Origin of the sequence: Kosakonia sp. YIM B13571, assembly GCF_042788095.1 — a bacterium.
Lineage (GTDB): Bacteria > Pseudomonadota > Gammaproteobacteria > Enterobacterales > Enterobacteriaceae > Kosakonia > Kosakonia quasisacchari.
The window spans coordinates 90,930-117,568 of the sequence record NZ_JBHZPL010000007.1; the positions used below are offsets into that span (position 1 = coordinate 90,930).

Below are 26,639 nucleotides of genomic sequence, written 5' to 3' on the forward strand. Positions count from 1 at the left end.
GCTGCCATTATGACATGGAAAAATACCCAGGGCCGAATAGGCCTGTTGCTTATAAGCTTTTTCGTTATCTTATTGATAGTTACCTATATTGTTATCAAGCAATTCGTCTCCCCGCAGATTATTGAAACGGAGACCAAAAATATTCAGGCGACGGTTGAATTACAAAGTAACGCGATTAAAGAGCAGATGAACCGTGTTAAGGCTCAGCAACGCTCAATCACTGAACTGGTTGTCGGTCTGCAAAGTGAGCAAATCGACGGATTATTACCGCACCTGGTTAACCAATACGGGGATTTAAACGTATTCGGTGGTGGGATTTGGCCTCTTCCAGGCCAGCGTGATCCGGCTCGGGACAAATTCAGTACTTTCTATGCTCGCGACGGAAGCGGCAATCTGCAAGTCAACACCGTATGGAACCAGCCGGAATCGGCAAAATACTGGGAACAACCCTGGTATAAAGACGGCATGAATGCGCCCAAAGGAGAGTGTGCGTGGGCGAAAGCCTATCAGGATGCGGCCAGCCCGCAGCCGCGAACGAACTGTGCAATGGCTATCTGGAAAGATGGCAAAGCCTGGGGCGTGGCGACCATCGACGTGACGCTGGGCTTCTTTAACCAGCTGGCTGTCGACATGGGCAAAGCGGTAAACGGCAGCGTACTGATTGTTGAAGCGGACGGTAAAATCGTCGGTAATGGCTCTTCCGTACAGGATAAACCCGCGCTCTCAAACGTCCGCGATCTCGGTATTCCGGCGGCAGCACCGTTAGTTAGCCTATTAGGCCAGGGTAAAGCAACGGAAGTGCGTGGGAGCTATGACGGTGAAGACGGCGCACATTCCCTGTTCGTTCTGCCTATCAGCGGCAGCCCGTGGTTCATGGCAGTTGATATTCCGAGCAGCCACCTGGTGAGTATGTCTAACGCTATTATGGCCAAGCTCACCATCGTACAGGCGATTATCGGAATACTTATCGTCTTTATCATGATGATTATTGTGCGCAATATTTTCCATAATGTGACGTTGCTCAATCGTAATATTGAAGCGCTATCCAGCGGCGGTGCGGATTTAACGCAGCGTCTTGCGCAAAGTAAGAGTCCGGAATTTAATGCCATTATCAACAACTTCAATAAATTTATTTCGTTCCTTAATGAGTTGATGCAGCAGGTAGGGAATAGCTCAATGGCGATCTCATCGGCTTCGCGCCAGATTGCCAGCGGTAACCTGAACCTCTCCTCGCGCACCGAAGATCAATCGGCCTCGATCGTGGAAACGGCAGCTTCCATGGAAGAACTGACCAGCACCGTGCGCCTTAACGCAGAGAACGCGTTGCAGGCGAACAAGCTGGCGGTAGAGGCTTCGGCGACGGCGAAACAAGGGGCCAGTGTGGTTAACAACGTTGTCTCCACGATGGATAACATCAATGCGTCCTCCTCTAAAGTGGTGGAAATCATCAGTGTGATTGACGGCATCGCTTTCCAAACCAACATCCTGGCGCTTAACGCAGCGGTGGAGGCGGCAAGGGCGGGTGAACACGGGCGTGGGTTCGCTGTGGTGGCCGGTGAGGTTCGTTCACTGGCGCAGCGCAGTGCCCGCTCAGCTCAGGAGATCAAAAAACTGATTGAAGAGTCGGTGAGCAGCATTGAGCAGGGCAGCGGACTGGTTCGTCAGGCGGGTACAACGATGGACGGCCTGATGGAAAAAGTTGAAAGCGTGGGGGTGCTGATCTCAGAAATCAGCTCTTCCAGCGATGAACAAAGTCGCGGGATCGCTCAGATCAACATCGCCATCAACCAGCTCGATAGCGCAACGCAGCAGAATGCGGCACTGGTGGAAGAGGTGGCGGCGGCCGCGCAGTCTATGGAAGAACAAACCGTCCAACTCGAAAACGTTGTTGGCAGCTTCAAGCTCTGACATACAAAATAGCCGACTCTGCAGAGTCGGCTTTCTTATATCTTGCGTCTGTCATTCATCCTTTCCGTCAATGCCCGCTTCGCATTTCCCGTGTGGTAAAAATCCATTCGCACTTAATTCTTATCACTCTGGTCTGTAACCGGGAGCGGTCCGTGCTTCTTCGTGGGTCTGCACTTTGCCACTGCGATGCTGGCGCTCTCCGGGCTTATCCAGTCCGGCGAAGGCGGGACGCCTCCCTACTTTTGCCGGGTTCCGGTTTTTTACTTGTGCATTTAGCGCAGGTTGCCGCTATGTTTATATGCGGTTTATGGCGTCAGCCGATAGTGCGACTGCACCAGACCCGAAGGGAAGCTGCGGCTCGATAACAGCGTCAAATCGATATCCTGAGTCAGCGTTCCGAACAGCGGCTTTCCCGAACCGAGCAGGACAGGAACGGTAGTGATAACGATATCAGCGACCAGCCCTTCGCGCAGGAACGACTGTATCAACTGCCCGCCATCGATATAGACGCGATGTGCGTTCTGTGCCGCCAGGTCATCAATCACCTCCTTCGGCGCGCGTCGGGAGAACTGCACTTTGCCCTTCAGCCTCTCGGGCACGGGGCTACTGGCCAGTTGCCGGGAGAGCACCAGCACGGGCCGGTCATAAGGCCATTCGTCAAAGGTCAGCACTTTTTCATAGCTCCCCCGGCCCATAACGATCCAATCTTTGTCCGCGATGAACGCCGCATAGCCGTGATCTTCTGTCGGGTCATCGCGCTGCAACAACCAGCCGATATCGCCATCCTGACGGGCGATGTAGCCATCAAGACTAACTGCAATAAAAACGTGTGTGGTGACCATCAGGTGCTCCGTATTCATGCCGCATGTATTAAGTTGAGTTTAGTGATTACCCATTTTGGCCAGATCCTTTTCAGCAAGAGCTGATGTCGGTGGTGCTGTGCTGTTCAGTACATCCACTTTTCCACAACGTCATCGCCCAAATGCTCGCGCAGCAGATCCTCGTTATCTTCCTCGCCGTGCGCTTCCAGCAAGCATTTGAACATCAGCACGTCAAGGTACTGCCCTACGTCGGTGAAGATCTGCGTCAGCATTGGCGAGCTGTCGTGATCGAAATACCACACTTCGCCGGTTTCCCGGTGAAAGCACCACAAATTGCCGTTACCCAGATAGTCGCCAAAGGCGATCAACTGCTTGACCAGCGCCCATTGTGACGCTGCGTCTGGCGCACCTTCGAGAATGTCATGAATACCGGGATAAGCATCCAGCAGCGGCTCAATGCTGGCGTATTTCGCGGGCGTGACGCTGCACAACCTTTCGGCCAGCTCGAGTGTGCCGATCGTTTCATGGTAACGGCGCAGCAATGGCGGAAGGGCGCAGCCCAGGCGTTGTTCAAGGGCTTCAATCTCTTTGGGGTCAACCGGCGACACTGGTGCAGGGTTATTCCACTGTTCGCGCCAGGCCTGTGCGCAGGCGTGCCACCAGGTCAGCCGTGCTGTCTCGTCGGTAAATTCTGGCCACGCTAAAGGCGGGAGTTCGCTGCTAGATGGATTCATTTTCGTCCTTTCCTGCTTATCTACTTTGGCTGCTAACAGGATCGCTTACATTCGCCATGAGGGCCACTGCCATTAGTGATGGCTTTACGCTATGTTCTTCGCAACGTTAAGGTAATTGAAAATATCAACTGTACTGAACGGGGAGCGCTATGCCGTCAATAAAGCTAATGGGAGATGGCTATGAGCCGCAGGTCTGGCAGGAAGGCGACCGGCTGACATATTCGCTGCCGGTCGATTCCGGGTTTCTCAGTTTTGATTTTAGTTTTGATATTTGCCGAAGCGATCTGGATGTCCTGCGTCGCGATGATTACCGACGCGCAGCGCTCGAAATCATTGCGCATACGCTACTGCAGTATTCCACGCTAAAGGGAAATGCCCGTTTCACGCAAAGCGATTTCGATAAGCTTATCGCGGATACGCTCCACTCAACGCACGATTTTCTCCAGACCTTCATTGCCCGCATCAATCGGGAACACAACATTGGGATTGAGCTCTATATCAACGAGATCCTCTCCCGGCGCTAAGACTCCGGGCGCAACATGAAGGAGCCGCATTCATCGTTTTCTCAAGCGCATTGGGCTTTTCCTTTTCCCCCCACCAAATCAGGTAGTTCGCTTCCGGTTTCCGGTGCCGGAGGCGTTATAGTGCTGTTTTATTGCAAAAATCGTCACGAGAACAAAGAAGGGACTCACATGTCGGGTAGCCAAAAATTCGTTTTACTCCTCCTTGCGTTGGCATTGTGCTTCGTGGTGGGGATTGGGCTTTACAGCTCGTGGCTTAACGCGGCGTTCGTCGCCGTGTTTATCTGCCTGATGCTACTCCTCACGCGTCCCTTGTTGATGCCTGCCGGGTATGGCGCGAACAAAATCCGCGCCCTGGTGCTGGTGCTTGGGTTGGGCATTATTGGCAGCGGGTCCAGCGCGTTAAATACGCTGTTGCCGACTATCTGGACGCTGCCAGTGCTGCAAAATGCCCCCGCGTGGCTGAAGAATATCCAGCTTATCAGCCAGCCTTCGCCGTGGCTCCTCGCCTCCGTTGTCATCATTGTTGGCATTGTGTTTTTTTGCCTGCGTGACCGAAGCGTTAGCGGCGGGCATCCGACGCCACTGAAAAAGGATTTCCCGGAAGATCGTTTTGCACGCAAGCTGGAGGTGTTCTGCAACATGCTGCAGCAGGATCTCACTTCGATTGACGAGAGCAGTAACTGGAGCCCTGAGTACTACACCGAACTGGAGGCCGAGGTTGAGATCCGCAAAGCGAAAGGTGTGACTTCCCGTAAAAAGATCCTTGGGCTGCAAGACGCGATCCGTAAAGACAGAACCTCGCGGTCGTTTTTGATTCTGGGCGCGCCCGGTTCCGGCAAGAGCGTGGCGTTGCGCAAGCTTGCCAAAGATATGTTGGCGGAGGTCAAAAAGACGCACCGCGTACCGATTTACGTCAATCTGCGCGAATGGGTTCCTACCAGCACTGTGGTTGGCGGTCGCAGCGAGTTCTCTGTTGAAGATCTCGAAGAGTTCGTCATTAAAAACCTCGTTCGTCGTGGTGACGCTTACACGCGAGATTTTGTTAATGACTACTTTCATGACCTGTGGCGTACCGGTCGCTTATTTTTTATCTTCGACTCGTTCGATGAGATCTCCGAATTGCTGGATGCCAGCGAAAGCTCGGCGGTCATCGATTCGCTGTCCACGGTTATCTCTCGCTTTATTACCTCGCACCCGGCGTCCCGGGGGGTTTTAGCCTCACGCGTGTTCCGTCAGCCGACGCGCGCGTTTCTGGCGGAAAAAGTACTGGAGATCCGCCCGCTTTCCGAAGCCGGTATTTCAGAAGCGCTAAGTCGGTATCCGCAATTTAACGAGCAGGTGCGAAATACGTTATTCAGTCACCGTCTGGATCTGATCCCGCTGGTGCGCAACCCGTTTATGATGGCGCTACTTGGCGAATGGATCGCGGTTAACGAGACATTGCCGGTAAATCAGGCTGAGATTTATAAAAACTATATCGACAGCCGGGTGCAGCTCTGCGAACAGGAATTGCGCGATGCGGGGATCTCTTCTCGCGAGGTAATAGAGATTGCCACGGATATTGCGTGGTTTGTTTTTCGTTCCTCGAAGTTTGGCCTTGAAGCGCCAGTGAAGGTGATCCGTCGCTATTTCAATTCAGAGCACGTGGACACGGTGCTGGAACTACTGCGTTTTGCCCGCATTGCCAGAGTGACCCCTGGCGATGAGAAGTCATTTGCGTTTGTTCATCGACGCTTTCTGGAGTATTTCGTCACCACCCGCTTTTTGCAGCAGCCCGCAGAGGTACCGGATTCGCACATTCCTACAGATTCGCGTGGTCGCGATGCACTGGTGCTGTATGCCCAGTTGTGTAGCGAAGGCGAAGCGAAGCGGTTGGCGGATCTCTGTTGGCATGAGATCCAACACCATTTTGCAGATGCAGGTAAACGCATTCGCGCTATTCACTGCTTGCGCTTTTTGATTGACGCCTTTGGTTCCCGCCGCGAGGTGCTGCACCCGTTCGAAGAGGAACTCTCTGCCTTTGTGATACAGCACGTTAAAGCGGGTGATAACATCCTGCTGGCGAAAATTTGCCTGGAAGCCACCGGGTTGCTCTCTGAATCCCGCGCCGCGCCGGTTCTTGCCGCCGCGATTGCCGGTGAGGATGGCTGGTTACAGGAGACCGCGTTTCGCGCTTGTCGTCATCTGCCGAAAATGAATGCCGAACTGGAAGAGGGGATGAAGAAATATGTGCTGAATATTTCGGAAACCAACTTTTGGCGCGGGCGTAAGAATATCCTGCTTAGCTTGTCGTTATCCGATGCCTTAAGTGGCGTTTATCGCATTGCACGGATGCGCCTGTGGAGCATGAAAGCCGCACTCATCAGCACAGTGTTACTGGTCATCGCATTACCCTTTATCACCTTTTTTAGCGCAAGCTATGCGGCGGCGGTTACCGCGCCAATCTTACTGTTCGGCAAAGCGGGGCGCACGGCGCAAAAAGAGAAGGCAAAAAAAGCGGGTAGCGCAACGCCCGCTCCTCGCGCGGCGGTGCCATTTATTGATAAGGGCTTTTTATCCGGCACCCTTGTGCTGTTTCGCGTGATGAGTTTTGTCATCCTGGTGGTGACCAGTGTTGCCGGGCTGTTTTCCCCGGCACTGGCGTTGACGGCGATACCGTTTTACACCTATAGCGGATACGCCATTTACAACGGCTGGCTGGTCGCCGCAAATGTGGTGTTAGGTTTGATGTTGCTTGATTGGGTGGCAATCTGCCGGTTTGTACGCAGCAAAATTAATGATTTGCTGAACCCGAAAAAATGGCTGGCTGCGCTGTCGGTTCTTGTGGCATCTGTGGCGGGCGTGGGGATTGTTTTCAGCGCTATCCATTATGTCTCCCAATACCCGATGGCGGAGCCGGTCTTTAAAGCCACATTCTTATTGCTGCTCGCATTGCTGGTGGCATACGTGGCGTTCACCTTTATTCAATCTGTGCGCGGCGGGATTAAAGACGTGCGGATGCTGCGCAAATTAACCTTTGGCTTAACCATTAAACGTGCACAAATCGCTATAATTCTTTCTGAATGCGTGTCGGATTACGGACGTTTGCGGTTTGTTAGTCGGCTTGAAAGCGAAGGGATCTCCGCCACTGGCGACTGGCCGGAAGGGTTCAAACTGGCGGTTGGTCTTGGTGAAGCTTACACGGCGCTGGCGCGTCTGGAAGAACGCTGGTTAAACCTCGACAGATAAGCAACGCGGTTGTGCAATGAACCGACTACTCTTGCGCGGGCGAGCGCAAACCCACGCGGTGAAGCGTGCAAGCAAATCGGGTAAAAACTAGCGTTGTGCGGTGGGGTCGATAGTTTGACTGATTTGTTGCGACTGGCTTTTATCCTGATGGTGGTACCAGGCGCCAATAGAGGAATAGACGAAGCGGCCGAAGAAAAAGATAAAGCTGATAAGAAGTACGATACGGGTCATGCGACTGTCAAATCGATGTCGTTTTCGCATACTGGTTGCCTGACTCACAATGGTTCCTTTAGGAATACCCGATCTACGGGCGACAGCGACATTAATGCACACTCTTTTAGTCAGGTCAATTAAGCCTGGCGCAAAATCACAATGATTAAACTATCACTCGGAGTTATATAAGATAAATTAAATATTTACGTGAGCAATGAAAAGTGGGCGATAATGCGCATAAAGCCGGAAATTAAAGTTAGCTGGCGAGTTTTTTTGATGCAAATCAATTAACAGATATTGTCCGGAATTAGAATTTCTGTTTGCTAACAAACTGGCACTTCACCGGTGCGCAGCACAGTCGGGTCGGATACCTGCCTGAAACACCCGCCAGGATCTGGGTTGGGTAACCGAGCATCTATGACACTTATTAAAAAATATCATCGCCTGAAAGATCAGTGGTGGGCTTTGCCGCTCATCACGCCTGTTGTTTTGTATCCACTGTTTAGTCTCGCTAATACATTTACCACCGTTTCTGGCCAGGCGGTCATTCTCTATTATCTGCCCATGGCGTTGCTGATAAGCCTGATGATGTTTTATGGCTGGGCGGCGCTACCGGGCATTGTGCTGGCGATGATTTGCCATTATTGGCCCGCACCGCCGCTAGAAATGGTCAGTAAAGGCATGCATTTATTGCTCCCCATAATTCTTAGCTGGGCGGGTTACCGTATTTTTGTCACTCGCCGTCACCGGGTTGCTTACGGTACGGCGTTGCTGGTTTCCCAGCGCATCTTCTGGCAGGTGCTCTGTCCGGCGTCGATCTATCTGATTATTCTTGAGCTGGGTGTCTGGCTGAATCTTTATGATCGGGCGGTAAGCGAAAGCGGGGCGCTGGCATGGAATGTGCCGATGCTCATCAATTATCAGGCATTACTGGTTGGCACGATGACCGGGGTGCCGTTTAGTTATTTCCTGATCCGGGTGATTCGCCATCCGCGCTACGCGATTTCGTGGTTATCGCAAATGTGCCATGAGTTTGATCGCAAAGTCACGCGCGTTGAGATCGTGGCCTGGTTTGCCGTGGTGATTGGTATTTTGCTGCTGTTATTGATGCCGCTGAATAAAAACAGCTCCATTTTCAGCACCAACTACACGCTTTCACTTCTGTTGCCAGTGATGTTGTGGGGGTCGATGCGCTACGGTTATCGTTTTATGTCGCTGGTCTGGACACCGCTGCTGGTCATCTCCATTCACTATTTTTACCGCTATTTGCCGTGGTTTCCCGCTTACGACGTGCAACTGGCGATCGCCTCATCAAGTTACCTGGTGTTTTCCTTCATCATCCTCGCCATGGCGATGATGGCGACGCGCCAGAGACTGGTGCATGATCGTGCCCGCCGTCTGGCGTTTATTGACCCGGTAGCCAATATGCCCAACCTGCGCGCACTGGGTCGGGCTCTGGCAGATACGCCCTGGTCGGTGCTCTGTTTTCTGCGCGTGCCGGAGCTGGAACTGCTGGGACGCAACTATGGCGTGTTGCTGCGCATTCAGTACAAACAGCGCATGGCGGACTGGCTGAACCCGCTGCTGTCGGCGGAAGAGTGCGTGTATCAGCTCTCCGGCCACGACCTTGTGATCCGCCTTAATACGCAGTCGCACCAGACGCGCATTGAGGCGCTGGACGCGCGTATTAAGCAGTTCCGTTTTATCTGGGATGAGATGCCGCTGCAGCCGCAGGTGGGGCTGAGTTACTGTTACGTGCGCTCGCCGGTACAACATCTCTATTTACTGCTCGGTGAAATGAGCACTATTGCCGATCTGTCACTGGCGACCAACCACCCCGAGAATTTGCAAAACCGGGGCGCGGCTAATCTGCAACGCAGCCTGAAAAGCAAAGTGGATATGATGAATCGCCTGCAACTGGCGCTGGAGGAGAATCATTTTATTCTGATGGCGCAGCCGATTTGTGGCGTGCGCGGCGATGACTACTACGAGATCCTGCTGCGCATGCGTGAAGAGAACGGTGATCGCATCAGCCCGGATGCGTTTTTGCCTGTCGCATATGAGTTCGGCTTGTCGTCGCGCATTGATTTATGGGTGATCGAACATGTATTGATGTTTATGGCGCAAAATCGCGAAAAACTCCCCGGTCAGCGTTTCTCCATTAACCTCTCTCCTGCGTCGATTTGCCGCACGCAGTTCGCGCAGGAAGTGCGGCGATTATTGCGAAAATACCGCATTGAAGCCTGGCAGTTGATTTTTGAGATCACCGAAAGCAACTCTATGACCAATCTTGAGCAGGCCAATCAGACGCTGGGGCAATTGCAACAGATGGGGTGCCGGGTGGCGATTGATGATTTTGGTACCGGTTATGCCAGCTATGCGCGGCTGAAAAACGTCAATGCCGACATCCTGAAAATCGATGGCAGTTTTATCCGCAATATTGTATCGAACAGCCTGGATTATCAGATTGTGGCGTCGATTTGCCATCTGGCGAGGATGAAAAAAATGTTGGTGGTGGCGGAGTACGTGGAAAGTGAAGAGATACGCAGCGCGGCAATCGCGCTGGGTATCGACTATTTGCAGGGATATTTGATTGGTAAGCCAGAGCCGCTGGAGACGCTGGTTAACGAGTAGCGAACGGGCGGCTCAGGCCGCCACTTCCGGAGAGTGCTCTTCTTCGATTTTCAGTCGCCAGCCGGTCACCGCTTCCCAGTATTCCTGCTCTTTTTCCAGATCCAGCAACACCAGTGCGTTCTGGCTAAACCAGTCGTGCGGGAAGCTGAGCGTCCAGTGGTTGGCATCGGTTGTCAGACGCAATGTAGGCGGCGTAGTGGTTGCCTGGCGCTGGTTATTCAGCAATACGCCAAGGCGTAAGATCTGTACCAGCGGCAAATACTGTTTCTTTTTAAACAGCGTAAAACGCGGTAATTCATCAAGTTTAATAGCCTTACGGTGGTAGCGCACCAGCGTCGCCATCATCAGCTGTTGCTCCTGATTAAAACCGGGCAAGTCACTGTTTTGCAGAACGTACGCCGAATGGCGGTGCATCCCGCTGTGGTTAATATTTAGCCCTACTTCGTGGAGCATCGCCGCCCATTTCAACAACGCCGCCAGTTGTGGGTTAGCGAGTTTCGCGTTTTGCGTCAGCCACTGTTCGTAAATCTGGGTTGTGGTTTCCAGTACGCGCCGCGCCTGTTCACGGTCGATATTGTACTGGCTGGCAAGGCTTTGCGCGGTGCGGCTGCGAATGTCCTGATGGCGGAAACGGCCTTCCATCTCATACAGCACGCCTTCACGCAGTGCGCCATCGGAGAGGCGCAGCTCGCGGATCGCCAGCGCATCGAACACGCCGCAAAGAATAGCCAGCCCCGGTACAAACACCGCTTTACGCTCTTCGGAAAGCCCTGGCAGGCTCAGTTCGCTGAAGTTTTTATACTTCAGCACTTCGGCGACCAGTTTTTCCAGCCGTTCCGGGGTGATAAAGCCGTCTTTCTCGCCGGAGGCGATCAGTACTTCGTGGGCGGCTTTTATGCTGCCAGATGCGCCAAGTGCCACATTCCAGCCCTGAATACGGAACTGCCACGCCAGCGACTCCAGCTTCTGCGTTGCTGCCATACGCGCGCGGCGGAAGTTTTCGCCGTTAATCGTGCCGCCCACAAAGTACATCTGCGCAAAGCTCACGCAGCCCATACGGCGACTTTCCACCAACTTCGGTTCGAAATCTTCACCGATCACTAATTCGGTAGAACCGCCGCCAATATCGATCACCAGCTTGCGGCCTTTTTCCGGCTGCGTATGTTCCACACCCATAAAAATCAGACGCGCTTCTTCATTGCCTGGAATGATTTCAATGGGGTACGGGATCACTTTTTCAGCGCGTTTAAGAAACTCTGTGGCATTCAACGCCTGGCGCAGCGTGTGCGTACCGACAATGCACACGCTTGCCGGATCAAAGCCCTGTAAGCGCTCGGCAAACAGCGACAGGCAAGCCAACCCGCGCTCCATTGCCTCTTCGCTCAGCATGTTATTGCTGTCCAGACCATCTGCCAGGTGTACGCGTTGTTTCAGGCGGCCGATGATCTGCATCGCGCCGTCGACCACACGCGCAATGACCATATGGAAACTGTTTGAACCCAGATCGACCGCGGCAAATTCCTCCGGTCGTGGCGTCTTTTCTTGTATCGGCATAGGTTAATCGGGCTGTTCGAGTGATTTGATGTAGTCGTAAATCGCCAGTTGCGCGCGCACTTTACGGCGGTTGCCGCGCGGAACATAGCGATTACTCAGTTCTTTATCGATATACCTGGCTTTCACGGTATCACTTAAAAGTAAATCAATGATATCCAGAACGCGCTGTTTAAGGCGCGGATCGAGCAGCGGTGCGGCCACTTCGATACGATAATCGATGTTACGTGTCATCCAGTCTGCGGAGGAGAGATAAACGCTTTTATCGCCGCCGTTTTCAAAAATATAGATACGATCGTGCTCAAGATAGCGGTCAACGATGCTGGTGACACGAATATTTTCGCTGATGCCTTCCAGTTGCGGAATAAGTGAACACATGCCGCGCACCAGCAGATTCACCGGCACGCCGGAACTGGAGGCGGTATACAGCCTGTCCACCAGCCCTTTATCGACCAGATTGTTTAGCTTCAGCGTAATGCCAGAAGGTTTACCTTCCTGCGCGTTCGCGATCTCCGCGTCGATCATATCGTACAGTAGGCGGCGTGAGTTCTGCGGCGACACCAGCAAGTAATCGAAACTCACCGGGCGGTAAGGGTTTTCAATAAAGTTGAATACCCGGCGCACTTCATTCGTGATGCGCGCGTCGGCGGTGATCAATGAGTAGTCCGTGTAAAGCCGCGCGGTTTTCTCGTTAAAGTTGCCGGTACCGATGTGTGCATAGCGCACAATCTCTTCCCCTTCCATACGGGAAATGAGGAACAGTTTGGCGTGAATTTTCAAGCCCGGCGCGGAGAAGATCACCTGCACGCCCGCTTCCGTTAGCCGCTTCGCCCAGTGGATGTTGGCCTCTTCGTCGAAACGCGCCTGCAACTCCACCACCACGGTGACTTTTTTACCGTTGTGCGCCGCATGGATCATCGAGTCGATAATGCGCGAATCTTTCGCCACGCGGTAAATGTTGATTTTGATCGCCAGCACGCTCGGGTCGAACGACGCCTGGCGCAGCAGCTCCAGCACGTGTTCAAAGGTATGGTACGGATAATAGAGCAGCACATCGCGTTCGCGAATGGCGTCAAAACCGTTGCGGAACTTATCAAACCCAATGTGGCGCAGACGCGGCATCGGTTTGTTGACCAGGTTGGCTTTGCCGACATTCGGAAAACCAATAAAGTCTTTGAAGTTGTGGTAGCGCCCGCCGGGAATAATGGAGTCATAGCGGGAGATGGTTAGTTTCTCGCGCAGCATCTCGACCATGGCGTCTGGCATATCGCGCTGATAAACAAAACGCACCGGTTCGGCGGTCAGACGCTGTTTCAGGCTGGAGGACATCAGCTCCATCAGGCTCGACTCCATTTCGTGCACCAGGTCATATTCGGCGTCACGGGTCATTTTCATCGAGTAAGCGTTCAGCGCGTCATAATCGAAGAAGCCTTTAAAGATATCATCCAGGCAGTAGCGCAGAATGTTATCCAGCAGAATCATCGGCTTGCGGCGGCGCGGCGTTTCCGGCGGTAAATTAACAAAGCGCGGGACTTTATCTGACGGGATTTCCAGCAGCGCGTAACGGATTTCGTCGCCGCGAATAATCTCTACCGCCAGGTAGGTGTAATCGTCTTTTAAGAAGCGTACCAGGTTGGTTTCGCGGTTAATCAGTATCGGGGTAATGTGCTGGCGCAAATACTGTTTGAAGTAGTTGCGCAGCCAGCTCTGCTGGTTTTGCGAAAGCTGGCGTTCGTTAATCAGGAAAATTTGATTACGTGCCATTTCCAGCAGCAGATCGTTATACAGCCCGTCGAACTCTTGATCGGCTTTCAGGACGCGGGATTGGATCTTACCCAGCAGATGACGGGAATTCGTGGCAACGCCTTGCTCTTCGCTAATGATTAAGCGGCGTTTTAGTTCAGCAAAACGAACTTTATAAAATTCGTCGAGGTTATTGGAATAGATCCCCAAAAAACGCATGCGTTCGATAAGCGGGTTACTTTTATCCCCGGCTTCCTGGAGAACACGTTCATTGAAGCACAACCAGCTTAGTTCTTTTTCGAGATATAACTTTTCCTGACCCATTCCTGTTTACACTCCAGTTCTTGCTCGGGACACGGCAAATCCTTCTCGCTCCACGGTGCCCTGACTTACAGATGAACGTTGCTGGCGTCCCTTCGTATGACACAACTTATTATGGCGAGCTTTGCTATCAGATGTCCAACTGTGCCAAAAAAGTATGACAGTAATCCGTTTTTCACATCTAAGATGATGGAAATAAAGTAACTTTTTCTTTTTGCGAGGGAAGAGGAAAGAAACCCTGCCGCAGCGTGCAGGGCGAAAAGCGATAAATGGCGGGAATTATTCGTCAGCCGCATAACCTTCGGGTGGTAAGCGCACACCATCCAGCCAGGCGCTGTTGTTGTCCATTTTCAGGCGTCCGTCAACAAACCAGCTCACCACCAGCGGATAAATGGCATGCTCCTGCGACTGTACGCGTTCGGTGATCTCTTCTTCCGTATCCCCTTCGAACACCGGCACTTTGGCTTGCAAAATCACCGGGCCGCCGTCCAGCTCATCGGTAACAAAATGCACGCTGGTGCCGTGTTCTTCATCGCCGTTTTCCAGCACCTGACGGTGCGTGTGCAGGCCGGGATATTTCGGCAACAGGGAAGGGTGGATATTCAGCAGACGCCCGGAATAATGCGCGACAAAAGCCGGGCTAAGAATACGCATATAACCCGCCAGCACCACCACATCCGGGGCGTAGGCGTCGATTTCCTGCATCAGTTCGCGATCAAACGCATCGCGGTTGGCGAACTGATCTGCGCTCAGTGCGTGGGCGGGGATATTGGCTTCCCGCGCACGTTCAAGGCCGAACGCATCGGCCTTATTACTGAATACTGCCCGCAGGGTGCCGTTGATTTTCTTCTGTTTGCAGGCGTCAATAATCGCCTGCAAATTGCTTCCGTTGCCGGAAATCAGCACCACGATGTTTTTCATTCAATAACCACGCGCTCACTGGAATCGGACGCTTTGATGATACCGATTTTCCACGCGTTTTCACCTCTTGCATTCAGCAGAGTGATGGCTTTATCGGCTTCAGCCGCAGGCAGCGCAATGACCATGCCGACACCGCAGTTAAAGGTGCGGTACATTTCATGACGGCTCACGTTACCGGCGCTTTGCAGCCAGTTAAATACCGCTGGCCACTGCCAGGAGGATTCATCGATCACCGCCTGGGTGTTATCCGGCAATACGCGCGGAATGTTTTCCCAGAAACCCCCGCCGGTCAGGTGGGCGATGGCGTGGACATCCACGTTTTCAATCAGCTCCAGCACGGACTTCACATAAATGCGAGTCGGTTCCAGCAGGTGATCGGCCAGCGGTTTGCCTTCAAGTTGCGTGGTCAGCGGATCGGCACCGCTCACTTCAAGCACTTTACGCACCAATGAATAGCCGTTGGAGTGCGGGCCGCTGGACGCCAGAGCGACCAGCACGTCGCCGTCGGCCACTTTGGAGCCATCAATGATTTCTGATTTTTCTACCACACCGACGCAGAAACCGGCGACATCGTAATCTTCGCCGTGATACATGCCCGGCATTTCCGCCGTTTCGCCGCCAACCAGCGCACAGCCGGATTGCAGACAACCTTCGGCGATACCGTTGATAACGCTGGCGGCGGTATCGACATCCAACTTGCCAGTAGCGTAGTAATCGAGGAAGAACAGCGGCTCAGCGCCTTGTACCACCAGATCGTTAACGCACATTGCCACCAGGTCGATACCAATAGTGTCGTGACGTTTCAGATCCATCGCCAGGCGCAGTTTTGTGCCCACACCGTCAGTGCCGGAAACCAGTACTGGCTCACGATATTTTTGCGGCAATGCGCACAGCGCGCCGAAGCCGCCCAGACCGCCCATCACTTCCGGGCGACGGGTTTTCTTCACCACGCCTTTGATTCGGTCAACCAGAGCATTGCCCGCGTCGATATCAACACCGGCATCTTTATAGCTGAGAGAGGTTTTATCGGTCACTGCTTGGGTCCCCACGCGTTTACTTGCGGTAGAAATAAAATTCGGCGCAATTCTAACAGCCAAGGCAAACGTTTGCGAGTCCATTATTTAAGGGCGCGGCGGATTCTTGCGATATACTCATTTCCAGTCTGATTGATCGCGATCAAGCGCCTTCCTGTAGCGCAACGGAGAAAAAGCGGTATAATCCGGCGATTTTTTTGTGGCTGCCACCTGTCAGGGGAAAGGAGAAGAGTATGAAGGTCGTGGAAGTAAAACACCCACTCGTCAAACACAAGCTGGGCCTGATGCGAGAGAACGACATCAGCACCAAACGCTTTCGTGAACTCGCCTCAGAAGTGGGCAGCCTGCTGACCTATGAAGCAACGGCTGACCTCGAAACCGAAAAAGTGACCATCGAAGGCTGGAACGGCCCGGTACAGGTTGATCAAATTAAAGGTAAGAAAATCACCGTGGTGCCGATCCTGCGCGCAGGTCTCGGCATGATGGAAGGCGTACTGGAGCACGTACCGAGCGCGCGCATTAGTGTGGTGGGTATCTACCGTAACGAAGAGACGCTGGAGCCGGTACCGTACTTCCAGAAACTGGTGTCCAACATCGACGAGCGCATGGCGCTGGTTGTCGATCCGATGCTGGCGACCGGTGGTTCCATGATCGCTACCATCGACCTGCTGAAAAACGCCGGTTGCCACAGTATTAAAGTGCTGGTGCTGGTTGCTGCGCCGGAAGGCCTGGCGGCGCTGGAAAAAGCGCACCCGGACGTTGAGCTGTACACCGCGTCGATTGATAAGGGGCTGAATGAGCACGGATACATTATTCCGGGCCTCGGCGACGCCGGCGACAAAATCTTTGGTACGAAGTAACTGATAAGAAATCGAAAGCCGACTTTGATAGTCGGCTTTTTTTTGGAATTCATAACACTGCCCGCCATTTTGGACGGGGAGACAAACAACAACACTCAGAGGAAAACACTATGACGCGCCGTGCTATCGGGATAAGTGAAAGACCGCCACTTTTGCAGACGATCCCGCTTAGTTTACAGCATCTGTTCGCCATGTTCGGCGCAACGGTGCTGGTGCCAATCCTGTTCCACATCAACCCGGCCACTGTGCTGCTGTTCAATGGTGTTGGGACGCTGCTTTATATCTTTATTTGTAAAGGGAAAATCCCGGCTTATTTAGGTTCCAGCTTTGCGTTTATCTCCCCGGTACTGCTGTTGCTGCCGCTGGGCTACGAAGTGGCGCTCGGCGGGTTCATTATGTGCGGCGTGCTGTTTTGCATCGTCTCGTTGATTGTGAAAAAAGCGGGTACCGGCTGGCTGGATGTGATGTTCCCGCCTGCGGCGATGGGCGCAATCGTTGCCGTCATCGGTCTTGAACTGGCGGGCGTGGCGGCGAATATGGCCGGCCTGCTGCCGGCAGAAGGGCAGTCTGCGGATTCCAAAACCGTCATCATCTCACTGGTGACGCTGGGCGTGACGGTGTTTGGCTCGGTGCTGTTCCGTGGCTTTATGGCGATTATCCCAATCCTGATTGGTGTGCTGGCGGGCTACGCGCTCTCCTTCGTGATGGGCGTTGTCGATACCGCACCGATTGCGCAGGCGCACTGGTTTGCGCTGCCAACATTTTACACGCCGCGTTTTGAGTGGTTTGCCATTTTCACCATTCTGCCTGCGGCGCTGGTGGTGATTGCCGAGCACGTAGGACACCTGGTGGTAACGGCGAATATCGTCAAAAAAGACCTGATTCGCGATCCGGGCTTGCACCGCTCCATGTTCGCCAACGGCCTTTCGACCATTATCTCCGGTTTCTTCGGCTCAACGCCGAACACCACTTACGGTGAGAACATCGGCGTGATGGCGATTACCCGCGTATACAGCACCTGGGTGATTGGCGGTGCGGCAATCATCGCCATTCTGCTCTCCTGTGTGGGTAAGCTGGCGGCGGCTATCCAGATTATCCCGGTGCCGGTAATGGGCGGTGTTTCCCTGCTGCTGTACGGGGTAATCGGCGCTTCCGGTATCCGCGTGCTGATCGAATCCAAAGTGGATTACAGCAAAGCGCAAAACCTGATCCTGACCTCCGTAATCCTGATCATTGGTGTCAGCGGCGCGAAGGTGCACATTGGTGCCGCCGAGCTGAAAGGGATGGCGCTGGCGACGATCGTCGGGGTGGGTTTGAGCCTGATCTTCAAACTGATTAGCGTATTGCGCCCAGAAGAAGTGGTGCTGGATGCGCAAGAAGATGAAGCGGCGAAATCATAAAGATCGCACTGAATTGAACCGGGCCTCGCGCCCGGTTCAAACCTTGCAACATTTTGTGATAGACTCACTGCGTTTTTTGTAAGCCTTGTTGAGGTACTTCTGAACACGCCGGCACAGCTCTCCCTGCCATTGTATTTACCCGATGATGAAACCTTTGCAAGTTTCTGGCCGGGTGATAACCCCTCTTTACTGGCGGCACTGCAAAACGTTCTGCGCCAGGCGCATAGCGGATACATCTATTTCTGGTCGCGTGAAGGCGCGGGGCGCAGCCATTTGCTGCATGCGGCTTGTGCCGAGCTCTCCCAGCGCGGCGATGCCGTAGGTTATGTGCCGCTCGATAAGCGTACCTGGTTTGTACCGGAAGTGCTGGATGGGATGGAACAACTCTCGCTGGTGTGTATCGATAATATTGAATGCGTAGCCGGTGATGAGCCGTGGGAGATGGCGATATTCAATCTCTACAACCGCATTCTTGAACAGGGCAAAACCCGCTTGCTGATCACCGGCGACAGGCCGCCGCGCCAGCTCAAGCTTGGTCTGCCAGATCTGGCGTCAAGGCTGGATTGGGGGCAAATCTACAAGCTGCAACCGCTCTCTGACGAAGACAAACTGCAAGCCTTACAGCTGCGGGCGCGGATCCGTGGTTTTGAACTGCCAGAAGATGTGGGGCGGTTTTTGTTAAAGCGGCTGGACAGAGAAATGCGTACGCTGTTCGATACGCTGGATGAACTGGATCGCGCGTCGATCACTGCCCAGCGCAAGCTGACCATTCCGTTCGTCAAAGAGATCCTCAAACTCTGAACCCTCGCCACGCGGCGAGGGTTTTTTCATGCTACAAAATCTCCAGCACCTGCTCCGGCGGGCGACCGATTCGTGCTTTGCCGTGGCTAACGACAATCGGGCGTTCAAGCAGTTTCGGGTTATCCACCAGCGCCTGCACCAGTTGCGCTTCCGTCAGTGCGCTATCGCTAAGCTGCAACTCTTTGTAGAGATCTTCTTTGCTGCGCATCAGCTCACGCGCGCTGGTCATGCCGAGCATTTTCAGCAGCTTTTGCACCGTCGCTACGTCCGGCGGTGTCTCCAGATAGAGCACCACTTCAGGCTCAACACCGTTCTCCTTCAGCAGCGCCAGCGTTTCACGGCTCTTTGAACAGCGTGGGTTATGGTAAATCTTCACCGTCTCTGACATCTCTTCTCCTTATTACATTTTCTGGTACGGCTTAAACCGTTGCTGCAACTCGCGTAGCTGGTCAATTCGCGCATCGTAACGCGCTTGTTGCAAGCTGCCGAGTTTCACCTGCGAACTGGCGCTGCTCAGCAAGGTAATGGCCTGATCCAGCTTACCCACCAGCGCTAACCCTTCCGCACGCGCGGCCAGTTCCTGATCGCGGTTATTCAGCGCCGCTTCGGCCTGCGCCAGTAAATCCCAGCCGTTGACGTCATCTTTATAGGTAAACGTGTAACGGTTAAGAATGCGCGCGGCTTCAGCGGGCTGGCCGCCTTCCAGGTAAGCGTTCGCCAGGTTGAGTTGCAGCACCGGGTTGGTTTTCAATTCACTGGCGGCATTGAGGCGTTTAATGGCATCCGCGCTTTTGTTCTGCCCTAAATCGATATCGGTCGCCAGATCGAGATACCAGGCGTTATTCGGGCTGGCGCTCAGCAGCGGCTGCAAGGTTTTGGCCGCCTCAGCGTAATTTTTCGCTTCCATCGCCTGTAACGCTCGACCATATTGCGCCGCACGTTGTTCACGCACATTGCCTTTCGACCAGCCATCCAACAGGTCGCTGGTGAGCTGATTACGCCCGGAGTTGTACATGCCCAGCGTTCTGGCTTTCGCCATATAGAACTCTTCGGATGATTGCACCACCACCGGTCGCATCTGGTTGGCGCGGTTGCGGGCATCTGACAAGCGGCTTTCCGGCAACGGGTGCGTCAGCAGAATTTCCGGTGGGCGCGTGGAGTAGCGCGACTGATCCAGCAGTTTTTCAAGGAATGTCGGCATCGCTTGTGGATCGAACCCGGCGCGTTGCAGCACCTGAATGCCAATGCGGTCCGCTTCCTGTTCATTCTGCTGGGTAAAGCTGATAAGCCCCTGTTGTGTGCCCGCCAGCGTGCCGGTGAGTGCGCCCATCCCGGCTTGCGGGTTAGCCATCGCCAGCAAAATGGAACCTAACACGCCCGCCCAGGTCAGCGGCGCGTTACGTTTTTGGTCTTCCATGGCCCGCGCCAGGTGGCGCTGGGTGACGTGGGAAATTTCGTGCGCCATCACCGAGGCCAGTTGGCTCTCGTTATCCGTATAGCGGAACAGTGCGGAGTGCAGCACCACATTGCCGCCAAAAAAGGCGAAAGCGTTGATCTCGTCGTTATTGACGAGATAGAAGTGGAAAGGGGTTTTGACCGAATCCGCGTGCGCCACCAGGCGCATGCCGAGCGAATTAATGTATTGCACCAGCAGCGGATCATTAATCAGCGGTGCGCTGCCGCGAAGCTGGCGAACGTAGTAGTCGCCCATCTGCATCTCCTGTCCAATGGAGAGCGTGCTTCCTGCCGAGGTGCCCATATCCGGCAACGTGCTGTCTATCGAATCCGCCCATGTCGGGGCGATGCTACCTGCACTGAGTGCGGCAATAAGGGTTGCGACCAGCGTTCGTTTCAACTGCCTGAACATAACCTCTTTCCTGTATTTGGAGTGACACACTATTGACCTGCTTTCGGCGGCTTCGTTCTGGCTCATCGGCCTTTGAGTGTAGCTGCCTGTATGGATGAAAACATTGTATTCAGTGGATTGCTATGTTTCCCGCAAAGGATACGAAAAGCGAAGTCTTTTTTGTGACATTTCGATACAATTCCACTCCTTACCCCCGGTCAAGAGGTTCATAAAGGAACGTTATGCTCGAAATGTTAATGCAGTGGTATCGCCGCCGCTTCAGCGATCCGGAGGCGATTGCGCTGCTGGTCATTCTGCTCGCGGGGTTCTGTATTCTCTTCTTCTTCAGCGGTCTTCTTGCGCCGCTGCTGGTGGCGCTGGTTATCGCTTACCTTCTTGAGTGGCCTACCGCACGTCTGCAACGTATTGGCTGTTCGCGCAGCTGGGCTGCCACGATAGTTCTGGTGTTGTTTGTCGGTATCCTGATGGTGATGGCGTTTGTGGTCATGCCGGTTGCCTGGCAGCAGGGGATTTACCTGATCCGCGATATGCCTGGCATGTTAAGCAAACTCTCTGATTTTGCTGCCACCTTGCCGCGCCGTTACCCGGCGTTAATGGACGCGGGGATCATCGATGCGATGGCGGAAAATATGCGCTCACGGATGCTGACGATGGGCGATTCCGTAGTGAAATACTCGCTCGCCTCGCTGGTCGGGCTGCTGACGCTGGCGGTGTATCTGGTGCTGGTGCCGCTGATGGTCTTCTTCCTGGTAAAAGATAAAGAGCAGATGCTCAACGCCGTGCGCCGCGTGTTGCCGCGTAACCGTGGGCTGGCGGGCCAGGTGTGGAAGGAGATGAACCAGCAGATCACCAACTATATCCGTGGCAAAGTGCTGGAGATGATTGTCGTCGGCGTCGCCACGTGGATTGGTTTTATCCTGTTTGGTCTCAACTACTCCTTGCTGCTGGCGGTGCTGGTTGGTTTCTCGGTGCTGATTCCCTATATTGGCGCGTTTGTCGTCACCATTCCGGTGGTTGGCGTGGCGCTGTTCCAGTTCGGGCTTGGCACCGAGTTCTGGAGCTGCTTTGCCGTCTATCTGATTATTCAGGGGCTGGACGGCAACTTGCTGGTGCCGGTGCTGTTCTCCGAAGCGGTTAACCTGCACCCGTTGGTGATCATTTTGTCGGTGATTATCTTCGGCGGCTTGTGGGGCTTCTGGGGCGTATTTTTCGCCATTCCGCTGGCGACGTTGATTCAGGCGGTGATCCACGCCTGGCCGGATTCGCCGCCAGTGACAGAAGAGTAACGTTGCCGGGCGGCAGCCAGCGTGCCGCCCGGCATTCTCCTCAATGCGTGTCGTTCTGATGGCGCAGATAGATAATCCAGTACGTCACCCCCACCAGCACGCCGCCACCAATAATATTGCCAATCGTCACCGGCAGCAGATTATCGGTAATCACCTTGCTGATGGTCAGCGCCGGGAAGTTATCCGGCGAGCTGTGTACCGCTGTCCAGAAACTCTGCGGCGAAAAGTCACGAATAATCACCGCCAGCGGCAGCAAAAACATGTTCGCGATACTGTGCTCAAAACCACTGGCGACAAACATGCCGATCGGCAGCAGCATTGCCATAATTTTGTCCGTCAACGTATGGCCGGAGTAACTCATCCACACCGCCAGGCAGACCATTAAATTGCACAGCGTGCCCAGGCACACCGCTTCAATAAATGTGTGATGCATTTTATGGTCAGCGGTTTGCAACACATTCAGCCCCCACAAGCCGTTGCTGTTCATGGCCTGGCCACCAAACCAAATCAATGCAACAAAAAACAGCGCGCCCACGAGATTGCCGAAATAGACGATCACCCAGTTGGTGAACAGTTGCCGCCAGCTAATCAACCCGCTGGCTTTTGCCATCACCGTCAGCACGGTTGAGGTAAAAAGATCCGCCCCGCAGACCACCACCAGAATCAGCCCGAGGGAAAAACAGACGCCGCCCGCCAGCTTAGCCAGCGCAGTCGCGGGCGCAGGCCCGGCGGTAACGGTGATGTAAAACACAAACGCAATCGAGATAAATACGCCCGCAGTAACCGCGAGGAAAAACGACAGCTCTTTTCGTTTGCTGACTTTATACAATCCAGACTGCTCAGCGACTTTTGCCATTTCCGCAGGAAGTCGCAGGTCAAACGCGTTGCCGGTATCCATTTGATTCTCCTGATTCAATGCATAGTAGACACCTGCCGTCATATGCATAGCGCATACCAGCGATAAACCAGAGAGCGTTAGCGGGTTCACAGAATCCGAAGGGGGCTACAGCACCTCTCGCACAGCGATACCGAGACGCTGCATTCGTGATAACAGCGTGGTGCGTTTCATGCCGAGTTTGGCGGCCGCACCGCGCGGCCCGGCGACAATGCCGTTGGTTTCGCGCAGCACCTGAATAATCTGCTGGCGTTCCGCTTCGTCATTTTCCGGCGGCTCCGGGCGCATCATCTCGGCCACTTTCGGCAGCGTGAAGGGGAAAGGATCGTGGCTGACAGGCTGTACCATGCTGACCGGCTGAGCGTGTAGATGCAGGTTTAAGGTGTTATCACGCGCCAGCAGCACCGCGCGTTCAATCACGTTTTCCAGTTCGCGCACGTTACCCGGCCACTCGTAGCGCATCAGTTGCTGGAGAGTATCGGCAGGAATGGTATCAATGGTGCGATTGAGGCGGTGCGCCAGTTTTTGCGTGAAGTAGCGCGCCAGCAGCGGAATATCGTCCGGCCGCTCGCGCAACGGCGGCAACACCAGCGGAAAGACATTCAGGCGGTAAAACAGATCGTTACGGAATTCGCGGTCAATCACCATCTGGCGCAGATCGCGGTTGGTGGCGGCAATCACCCGCACGTTTACCGGAATGGTTTTCGTGCCGCCGATGCGTTCGATCTCGCGCTCCTGCAACACCCGCAGCAATTTGGGTTGTAGCTCAAGCGGCATATCACCAATTTCATCCAGGAACAGTGTGCCTTCATCGGCCATTTCAAAACGCCCACGATGGGCGTTGATCGCCCCGGTGAACGCGCCTTTATCGTGACCAAACAGCTCGCTTTCCAGCAGGCTGGCGGGAATGGCGGCACAGTTGATTTTCACCAGCGGTTTGTCTTTGCGCGGGCTCATCTGGTGCAGTGCGCGGGCGATGATCTCTTTACCGGTGCCGGTTTCCCCGAGGATCAGCACCGTGCTGTCGCTCAGTGCCACAATATTGACCTGCTGGAGCACCTCGCGCATAGCATCGCTCTGGTAAATGATATCGCCAAAACTCTGGCTGGAGGCGATTTGCTCGTTCAGTTTGCGGTTTTCGCTGTTCAGATTCTCTTTTAGATGGATCACCTGCCGGTAGGCGTCGGCATTATCGACGGCAATGCCAATTCTGTCGGCAATTTGCTGCAACAATCGACAGTTTTGCTCACTGAAAATCGAGGCGTCGCGGTGCGCCAGCAACAGCACGCCAGGCGCGTGATGGCTGAAGGTCAGCGGCAAAATAAACACCACGTTTAACTCCAGCATCAATAGCTGTTGCAATACCGGATCGCGCTGCCATAACGCTGCATCCTGCGCCTGGTGCAGCAGTGCGCCCTGATTTTCATTGAGCGCCGCCAGCACCACCGGGCTATCACTGCGCAGTGCGAAGCGCTCGGTTTCCGGTGGGCAACGGGGAAAGTGGGTAGCATGGCAAATGAGCTGGCGGGAGTGCAGCGTGTCGCGCAGAACGACACGAACATTATCGATGCCGAAAAAGCGGTGGATCTCCTGTGAAACATCAGCGATCAGATCGTCAAGGTCCAGATGCGAGAGCACCGAGTTGGTGATATCCACCAGCACCCGATCATGGTCGCGCTCTTCACGTAGCGTTTCGATCGACTCGCTCAACGCCATTTGAGAAAGTTGCGCTTCCAGCGCCTGGCTTGCCAGCCGCGCCAGCCAGCTAAACATCGTGTTGTCCTGCTCAGTGAACTGGCCGTTATCGGTGCGCACAAAACGCAGCTCCAGCACATCACTTTGCGCCAACAGCACAAGGTGCAACGAACTGTCGCTGACTTTTCCGCCGTATTCATGCTCGCTACTTTCGACGCTGCCCTCATCAAAGCAGCGCCAGAAGTGGGCATTATTTAGACGTAATTCGATAAACTGGACGGGGCTGAAAGGGGGCGGTAAGGGGATAAACGCCCGCAATAACGAAGTGTGAGTATTCTGTTCCAGCAACTGCCGTAAGATCATGGATACATCGCCCTTAATGGTGAGCGTAAATAGTACATTACCCCTTATTTTTGTAGTGTTACAAGCTTCACGTATAAATCACTGGGGTGACATTTATATGGTGAATTATTCAGCGCAGCAGCCGCACCATCAGGTAGATCGCCGGTTCATGGGCCATATCCTGCAAATGTTGCAGTAACTGGCGGCTCCAGCTCCGCCAAGGCTCTTCCGCCGTTTTCGAAAGCTGCGCGAAGATCGGTGCCAGAGTATTCACGTGGCTGGCGTCGATGATTATCTCGCCAAACGTTAATAACCCCTGCATTTTGCGCCTGGCATCAGCGTCATCGATCAACGTTAGCCAATGCTGGTAATCATCAAGCGGGCATTCGAGCGCCACGTTGAGGCAGTCGATCACCCCAACGTGGTGGCCAATCGCCAGCGAGTAATACATCACCTGGCGGCTTTTCTCTTCCAGCTCGACGCTGTTATCGACAAACTTTTGTCGCAGCATCCAGAACATCACTTTCGCTTGCTGCTCAGACATGGGCGCGCTCCAGCTCGTTCATCAGTTGTTGCACGATGGAAGTCAGGCGCGGGTCCGCCGCCTGTTGCAGCCAGTTATTCACCCGCAGCGTGGCCTGCGCGGGATCGCCTGCGGTTAGTAAAGCAAAGAGCTGGTCGGTGATCTCGCGTCCCTGGCGATAACCCGCCAGCTGGCGTGCCAGCCGTTCAAGCGTCACGCGTAATGCCAGCGGCAGCGTCGGCCAGCGCACGCTGGCGATTTCGTCTACCGCCTGTTGATGATCGACGGCGTGCAGTTTTTGCTCCAGCAAGCCAAGCGCCACGGCAAAACCGTGGATCGTCGCCGCAGGCGTCGGCGGGCAACCGGGGATCCATACATCAATCGGCACAATGGTGTCGCTGCCGCCCCACACGCAGTAGAGATCGTGAAAGATACCGCCGCCGACGCCGCACGCGCCGTAGGAGATGGCGATTTTATGATCCGGTGCAGCTTCCCAGGCGCGCAGGGCTGGCATGCGCATGGCGCGCGTGACCGCGCCGGTAAACAGCAAAATATCCGCGTGGCGCGGCGAGGCCACCACTTTTATGCCAAAGCGTTCCGCATCAAACAGCGGTGTAATGGCGGCAAAAATTTCGATTTCACAGCCGTTGCAGCCGCCGCAATCGACGCGGTAAACATAGGCGGAGCGCTGGATATCGCGCAGCAGCAACTGTTTCATTTTCTGCGCGGATTCATCGAGCGGCACCGGCTGGCTGACATGCTGGTTCAGCACCTTCAGGTCGGAACTCATGCTTGCTCCTTAAGATAGTAATGCACGTTAACGCTGCCGCGATGCTCCAGCGCCGCGCGTCGGCGGCACGCCGGGCAGAGACAGGCTTGCGCCCGCAAATTCTCCAACTGGTGCGGTGCGTTTTGGTTCAGAGCCAGCAGTTCCACCGCCAGCGCCACGGATTTTTCTGGCGCAAACGGCACACCGCACTCGCTACAGTGCTGCAAGCGGAAGGTGGCGCGCACATAGAGATCGGCTTTGTTAGTGACCGCCAGTTCAAACTCTTCCGACAGGCGAATGGCCCGCGTTGGGCACACCTCTTCGCAGCGCCCGCAGTAGATGCAGCGGCCAATGAACAACTGCCAGACGCGGCTGTTCTCCCCGGCATCCGTTTCCAGCGTGAGCGCGTTCGCCGGGCAGGCGGTGGTACAGGCGCCGCAAGCGATGCATTGCTGCGGGTCCAGTTCCGGTTTTCCGCGAAACCCCGGGCACACCTCCAGCGGCGCGAACGGGTATTTCACCGTTGGCTCGCCCGCTCTGAGAATGGTTTTCAACAATTTCAGCATCGT

General features: G+C 54.4%; 22 protein-coding genes. 8 read left to right on the top strand and 14 right to left on the bottom strand.

Features of this window, described 5'->3' with window-relative positions; all coding sequences use genetic code 11:
• The first annotated feature begins 9 nt into the window (after positions 1-9).
• The gene (locus ACFX4O_RS16755; RefSeq protein ID WP_380209933.1) at positions 10-1,908 is read left to right on the top strand and encodes a methyl-accepting chemotaxis protein; all 1,899 of its coding nucleotides are present in this window, start codon (positions 10-12) and stop codon (positions 1,906-1,908) included.
• Between the two features lie 305 nt (positions 1,909-2,213).
• Here ACFX4O_RS16755 and ACFX4O_RS16760 read toward each other — a convergent pair whose 3' ends face one another.
• Positions 2,214-2,750 (bottom strand): dihydrofolate reductase family protein, encoded by a 537-nt coding sequence (locus ACFX4O_RS16760; protein ID WP_380209935.1) that lies wholly within the window; start codon positions 2,748-2,750, stop codon positions 2,214-2,216.
• A 104-nt stretch (positions 2,751-2,854) separates the two neighbouring features.
• The gene (locus ACFX4O_RS16765) at positions 2,855-3,463 is read right to left on the bottom strand and encodes an SMI1/KNR4 family protein (protein ID WP_380209936.1); all 609 of its coding nucleotides are present in this window, start codon (positions 3,461-3,463) and stop codon (positions 2,855-2,857) included.
• A 149-nt stretch (positions 3,464-3,612) separates the two neighbouring features.
• Between ACFX4O_RS16765 and ACFX4O_RS16770 the strand changes: the two genes are divergently transcribed.
• The gene (locus ACFX4O_RS16770) at positions 3,613-3,987 is read left to right on the top strand and encodes a hypothetical protein (protein ID WP_380209938.1); all 375 of its coding nucleotides are present in this window, start codon (positions 3,613-3,615) and stop codon (positions 3,985-3,987) included.
• A 168-nt stretch (positions 3,988-4,155) separates the two neighbouring features.
• Complete coding sequence (locus ACFX4O_RS16775) at positions 4,156-7,215, top strand: NACHT domain-containing protein (RefSeq protein ID WP_380209939.1); 3,060 nt, start codon at positions 4,156-4,158, stop codon at positions 7,213-7,215.
• An 87-nt stretch (positions 7,216-7,302) separates the two neighbouring features.
• Here the strand turns inward: ACFX4O_RS16775 and ACFX4O_RS16780 are convergent, their stop codons facing one another.
• Positions 7,303-7,494, bottom strand: coding sequence for a YfgG family protein (locus tag ACFX4O_RS16780; RefSeq protein WP_071908227.1), 192 nt, complete (start codon positions 7,492-7,494; stop codon positions 7,303-7,305).
• 351 nt (positions 7,495-7,845) lie between these two features.
• On the opposite strand from ACFX4O_RS16780, the gene ACFX4O_RS16785 reads away from it, so the two are divergent.
• Positions 7,846-10,062 (top strand): EAL domain-containing protein, encoded by a 2,217-nt coding sequence (locus tag ACFX4O_RS16785; protein ID WP_380209941.1) that lies wholly within the window; start codon positions 7,846-7,848, stop codon positions 10,060-10,062.
• Positions 10,063-10,074: 12 nt separating this feature from the next.
• On the opposite strand, the gene ppx is transcribed toward ACFX4O_RS16785, so the two are convergent.
• The 4 genes from ppx to purM form a co-directional block, all read right to left on the bottom strand.
• Complete coding sequence (ppx, locus tag ACFX4O_RS16790) at positions 10,075-11,616, bottom strand: exopolyphosphatase (RefSeq protein WP_380209943.1); 1,542 nt, start codon at positions 11,614-11,616, stop codon at positions 10,075-10,077.
• Between the two features lie 3 nt (positions 11,617-11,619).
• Positions 11,620-13,680, bottom strand: coding sequence for a polyphosphate kinase 1 (gene ppk1, locus ACFX4O_RS16795; protein ID WP_380209945.1), 2,061 nt, complete (start codon positions 13,678-13,680; stop codon positions 11,620-11,622).
• A 276-nt stretch (positions 13,681-13,956) separates the two neighbouring features.
• On the bottom strand, positions 13,957-14,598 hold the full coding sequence (purN, locus tag ACFX4O_RS16800; RefSeq protein WP_380209947.1) for a phosphoribosylglycinamide formyltransferase: 642 nt from the start codon (positions 14,596-14,598) through the stop codon (positions 13,957-13,959).
• Positions 14,595-15,632 carry a phosphoribosylformylglycinamidine cyclo-ligase gene (purM, locus tag ACFX4O_RS16805; protein ID WP_380209949.1) on the bottom strand — a complete coding sequence of 346 codons (1,038 nt, stop codon included), beginning with the start codon at positions 15,630-15,632 and terminating at the stop codon, positions 14,595-14,597. The genes purN and purM overlap by 4 nt, the downstream gene beginning before the upstream one ends.
• Positions 15,633-15,865: 233 nt before the next feature.
• On the opposite strand from purM, the gene upp reads away from it, so the two are divergent.
• The 3 genes from upp to ACFX4O_RS16820 all read left to right on the top strand — a co-directional run bounded on the left by upp (position 15,866) and on the right by ACFX4O_RS16820 (position 18,693).
• Positions 15,866-16,492 carry a uracil phosphoribosyltransferase gene (upp, locus tag ACFX4O_RS16810; RefSeq protein ID WP_131406531.1) on the top strand — a complete coding sequence of 209 codons (627 nt, stop codon included), beginning with the start codon at positions 15,866-15,868 and terminating at the stop codon, positions 16,490-16,492.
• A gap of 110 nt (positions 16,493-16,602) precedes the next feature.
• Positions 16,603-17,892, top strand: coding sequence for a uracil permease (uraA, locus tag ACFX4O_RS16815; RefSeq protein ID WP_131406533.1), 1,290 nt, complete (start codon positions 16,603-16,605; stop codon positions 17,890-17,892).
• Positions 17,893-17,991: 99 nt separating this feature from the next.
• Positions 17,992-18,693 carry a DnaA inactivator Hda gene (locus ACFX4O_RS16820; protein WP_131406535.1) on the top strand — a complete coding sequence of 234 codons (702 nt, stop codon included), beginning with the start codon at positions 17,992-17,994 and terminating at the stop codon, positions 18,691-18,693.
• Positions 18,694-18,724: 31 nt separating this feature from the next.
• Here the strand turns inward: ACFX4O_RS16820 and arsC are convergent, their stop codons facing one another.
• Together arsC and bepA are read right to left on the bottom strand one after the other, a co-directional pair.
• Positions 18,725-19,081, bottom strand: coding sequence for an arsenate reductase (glutaredoxin) (gene arsC / locus ACFX4O_RS16825; protein ID WP_131406537.1), 357 nt, complete (start codon positions 19,079-19,081; stop codon positions 18,725-18,727).
• A gap of 12 nt (positions 19,082-19,093) precedes the next feature.
• Positions 19,094-20,560 carry a beta-barrel assembly-enhancing protease gene (gene bepA / locus ACFX4O_RS16830; protein WP_380209951.1) on the bottom strand — a complete coding sequence of 489 codons (1,467 nt, stop codon included), beginning with the start codon at positions 20,558-20,560 and terminating at the stop codon, positions 19,094-19,096.
• A 221-nt stretch (positions 20,561-20,781) separates the two neighbouring features.
• On the opposite strand from bepA, the gene ACFX4O_RS16835 reads away from it, so the two are divergent.
• Positions 20,782-21,846, top strand: a complete 1,065-nt coding sequence (locus tag ACFX4O_RS16835) for an AI-2E family transporter (protein ID WP_131406540.1) — start codon at positions 20,782-20,784, stop codon at positions 21,844-21,846.
• 40 nt (positions 21,847-21,886) lie between these two features.
• Here ACFX4O_RS16835 and focA read toward each other — a convergent pair whose 3' ends face one another.
• From focA to hyfH, 5 genes are all read right to left on the bottom strand, one after another.
• Positions 21,887-22,744 carry a formate transporter FocA gene (focA, locus tag ACFX4O_RS16840; protein ID WP_380209954.1) on the bottom strand — a complete coding sequence of 286 codons (858 nt, stop codon included), beginning with the start codon at positions 22,742-22,744 and terminating at the stop codon, positions 21,887-21,889.
• A 105-nt stretch (positions 22,745-22,849) separates the two neighbouring features.
• Complete coding sequence (locus ACFX4O_RS16845) at positions 22,850-24,799, bottom strand: sigma 54-interacting transcriptional regulator (RefSeq protein ID WP_380209956.1); 1,950 nt, start codon at positions 24,797-24,799, stop codon at positions 22,850-22,852.
• A gap of 109 nt (positions 24,800-24,908) precedes the next feature.
• Positions 24,909-25,322: a formate hydrogenlyase maturation HycH family protein gene (locus ACFX4O_RS16850; protein ID WP_131406543.1), complete on the bottom strand. Its 414-nt coding sequence runs from the start codon at positions 25,320-25,322 to the stop codon at positions 24,909-24,911.
• The gene (locus ACFX4O_RS16855; RefSeq protein ID WP_380209958.1) at positions 25,315-26,091 is read right to left on the bottom strand and encodes an NADH-quinone oxidoreductase subunit B family protein; all 777 of its coding nucleotides are present in this window, start codon (positions 26,089-26,091) and stop codon (positions 25,315-25,317) included. Before ACFX4O_RS16855 ends, ACFX4O_RS16850 begins: the two co-directional genes overlap by 8 nt.
• Entirely contained in the window at positions 26,088-26,636 is a 549-nt protein-coding gene (gene hyfH / locus ACFX4O_RS16860; protein WP_131406546.1) for a hydrogenase 4 subunit H, read from the bottom strand. Before hyfH ends, ACFX4O_RS16855 begins: the two co-directional genes overlap by 4 nt.
• Positions 26,637-26,639: the final 3 nt, after the last annotated feature.

Bases quoted from the DNA above. Each gene is read 5' to 3' on its own strand.
- ACFX4O_RS16755 (WP_380209933.1), top strand. From the start codon at position 10: ATGACATGGAAAAATACCCAGGGCCGAATAGGCCTGTTGCTTATAAGC.
- ACFX4O_RS16760 (WP_380209935.1), bottom strand. From the start codon at position 2,750: ATGGTCACCACACACGTTTTTATTGCAGTTAGTCTTGATGGCTACATC.
- ACFX4O_RS16765 (WP_380209936.1), bottom strand. From the start codon at position 3,463: ATGAATCCATCTAGCAGCGAACTCCCGCCTTTAGCGTGGCCAGAATTT.
- ACFX4O_RS16770 (WP_380209938.1), top strand. From the start codon at position 3,613: ATGCCGTCAATAAAGCTAATGGGAGATGGCTATGAGCCGCAGGTCTGG.
- ACFX4O_RS16775 (WP_380209939.1), top strand. From the start codon at position 4,156: ATGTCGGGTAGCCAAAAATTCGTTTTACTCCTCCTTGCGTTGGCATTG.
- ACFX4O_RS16785 (WP_380209941.1), top strand. From the start codon at position 7,846: ATGACACTTATTAAAAAATATCATCGCCTGAAAGATCAGTGGTGGGCT.
- ppx (WP_380209943.1), bottom strand. From the start codon at position 11,616: ATGCCGATACAAGAAAAGACGCCACGACCGGAGGAATTTGCCGCGGTC.
- ppk1 (WP_380209945.1), bottom strand. From the start codon at position 13,680: ATGGGTCAGGAAAAGTTATATCTCGAAAAAGAACTAAGCTGGTTGTGC.
- purN (WP_380209947.1), bottom strand. From the start codon at position 14,598: ATGAAAAACATCGTGGTGCTGATTTCCGGCAACGGAAGCAATTTGCAG.
- upp (WP_131406531.1), top strand. From the start codon at position 15,866: ATGAAGGTCGTGGAAGTAAAACACCCACTCGTCAAACACAAGCTGGGC.
- uraA (WP_131406533.1), top strand. From the start codon at position 16,603: ATGACGCGCCGTGCTATCGGGATAAGTGAAAGACCGCCACTTTTGCAG.
- arsC (WP_131406537.1), bottom strand. From the start codon at position 19,081: ATGTCAGAGACGGTGAAGATTTACCATAACCCACGCTGTTCAAAGAGC.
- bepA (WP_380209951.1), bottom strand. From the start codon at position 20,560: ATGTTCAGGCAGTTGAAACGAACGCTGGTCGCAACCCTTATTGCCGCA.
- ACFX4O_RS16835 (WP_131406540.1), top strand. From the start codon at position 20,782: ATGCTCGAAATGTTAATGCAGTGGTATCGCCGCCGCTTCAGCGATCCG.
- focA (WP_380209954.1), bottom strand. From the start codon at position 22,744: ATGGATACCGGCAACGCGTTTGACCTGCGACTTCCTGCGGAAATGGCA.
- ACFX4O_RS16845 (WP_380209956.1), bottom strand. From the start codon at position 24,799: ATGATCTTACGGCAGTTGCTGGAACAGAATACTCACACTTCGTTATTG.
- ACFX4O_RS16850 (WP_131406543.1), bottom strand. From the start codon at position 25,322: ATGTCTGAGCAGCAAGCGAAAGTGATGTTCTGGATGCTGCGACAAAAG.
- ACFX4O_RS16855 (WP_380209958.1), bottom strand. From the start codon at position 26,091: ATGAGTTCCGACCTGAAGGTGCTGAACCAGCATGTCAGCCAGCCGGTG.
- hyfH (WP_131406546.1), bottom strand. From the start codon at position 26,636: ATGCTGAAATTGTTGAAAACCATTCTCAGAGCGGGCGAGCCAACGGTG.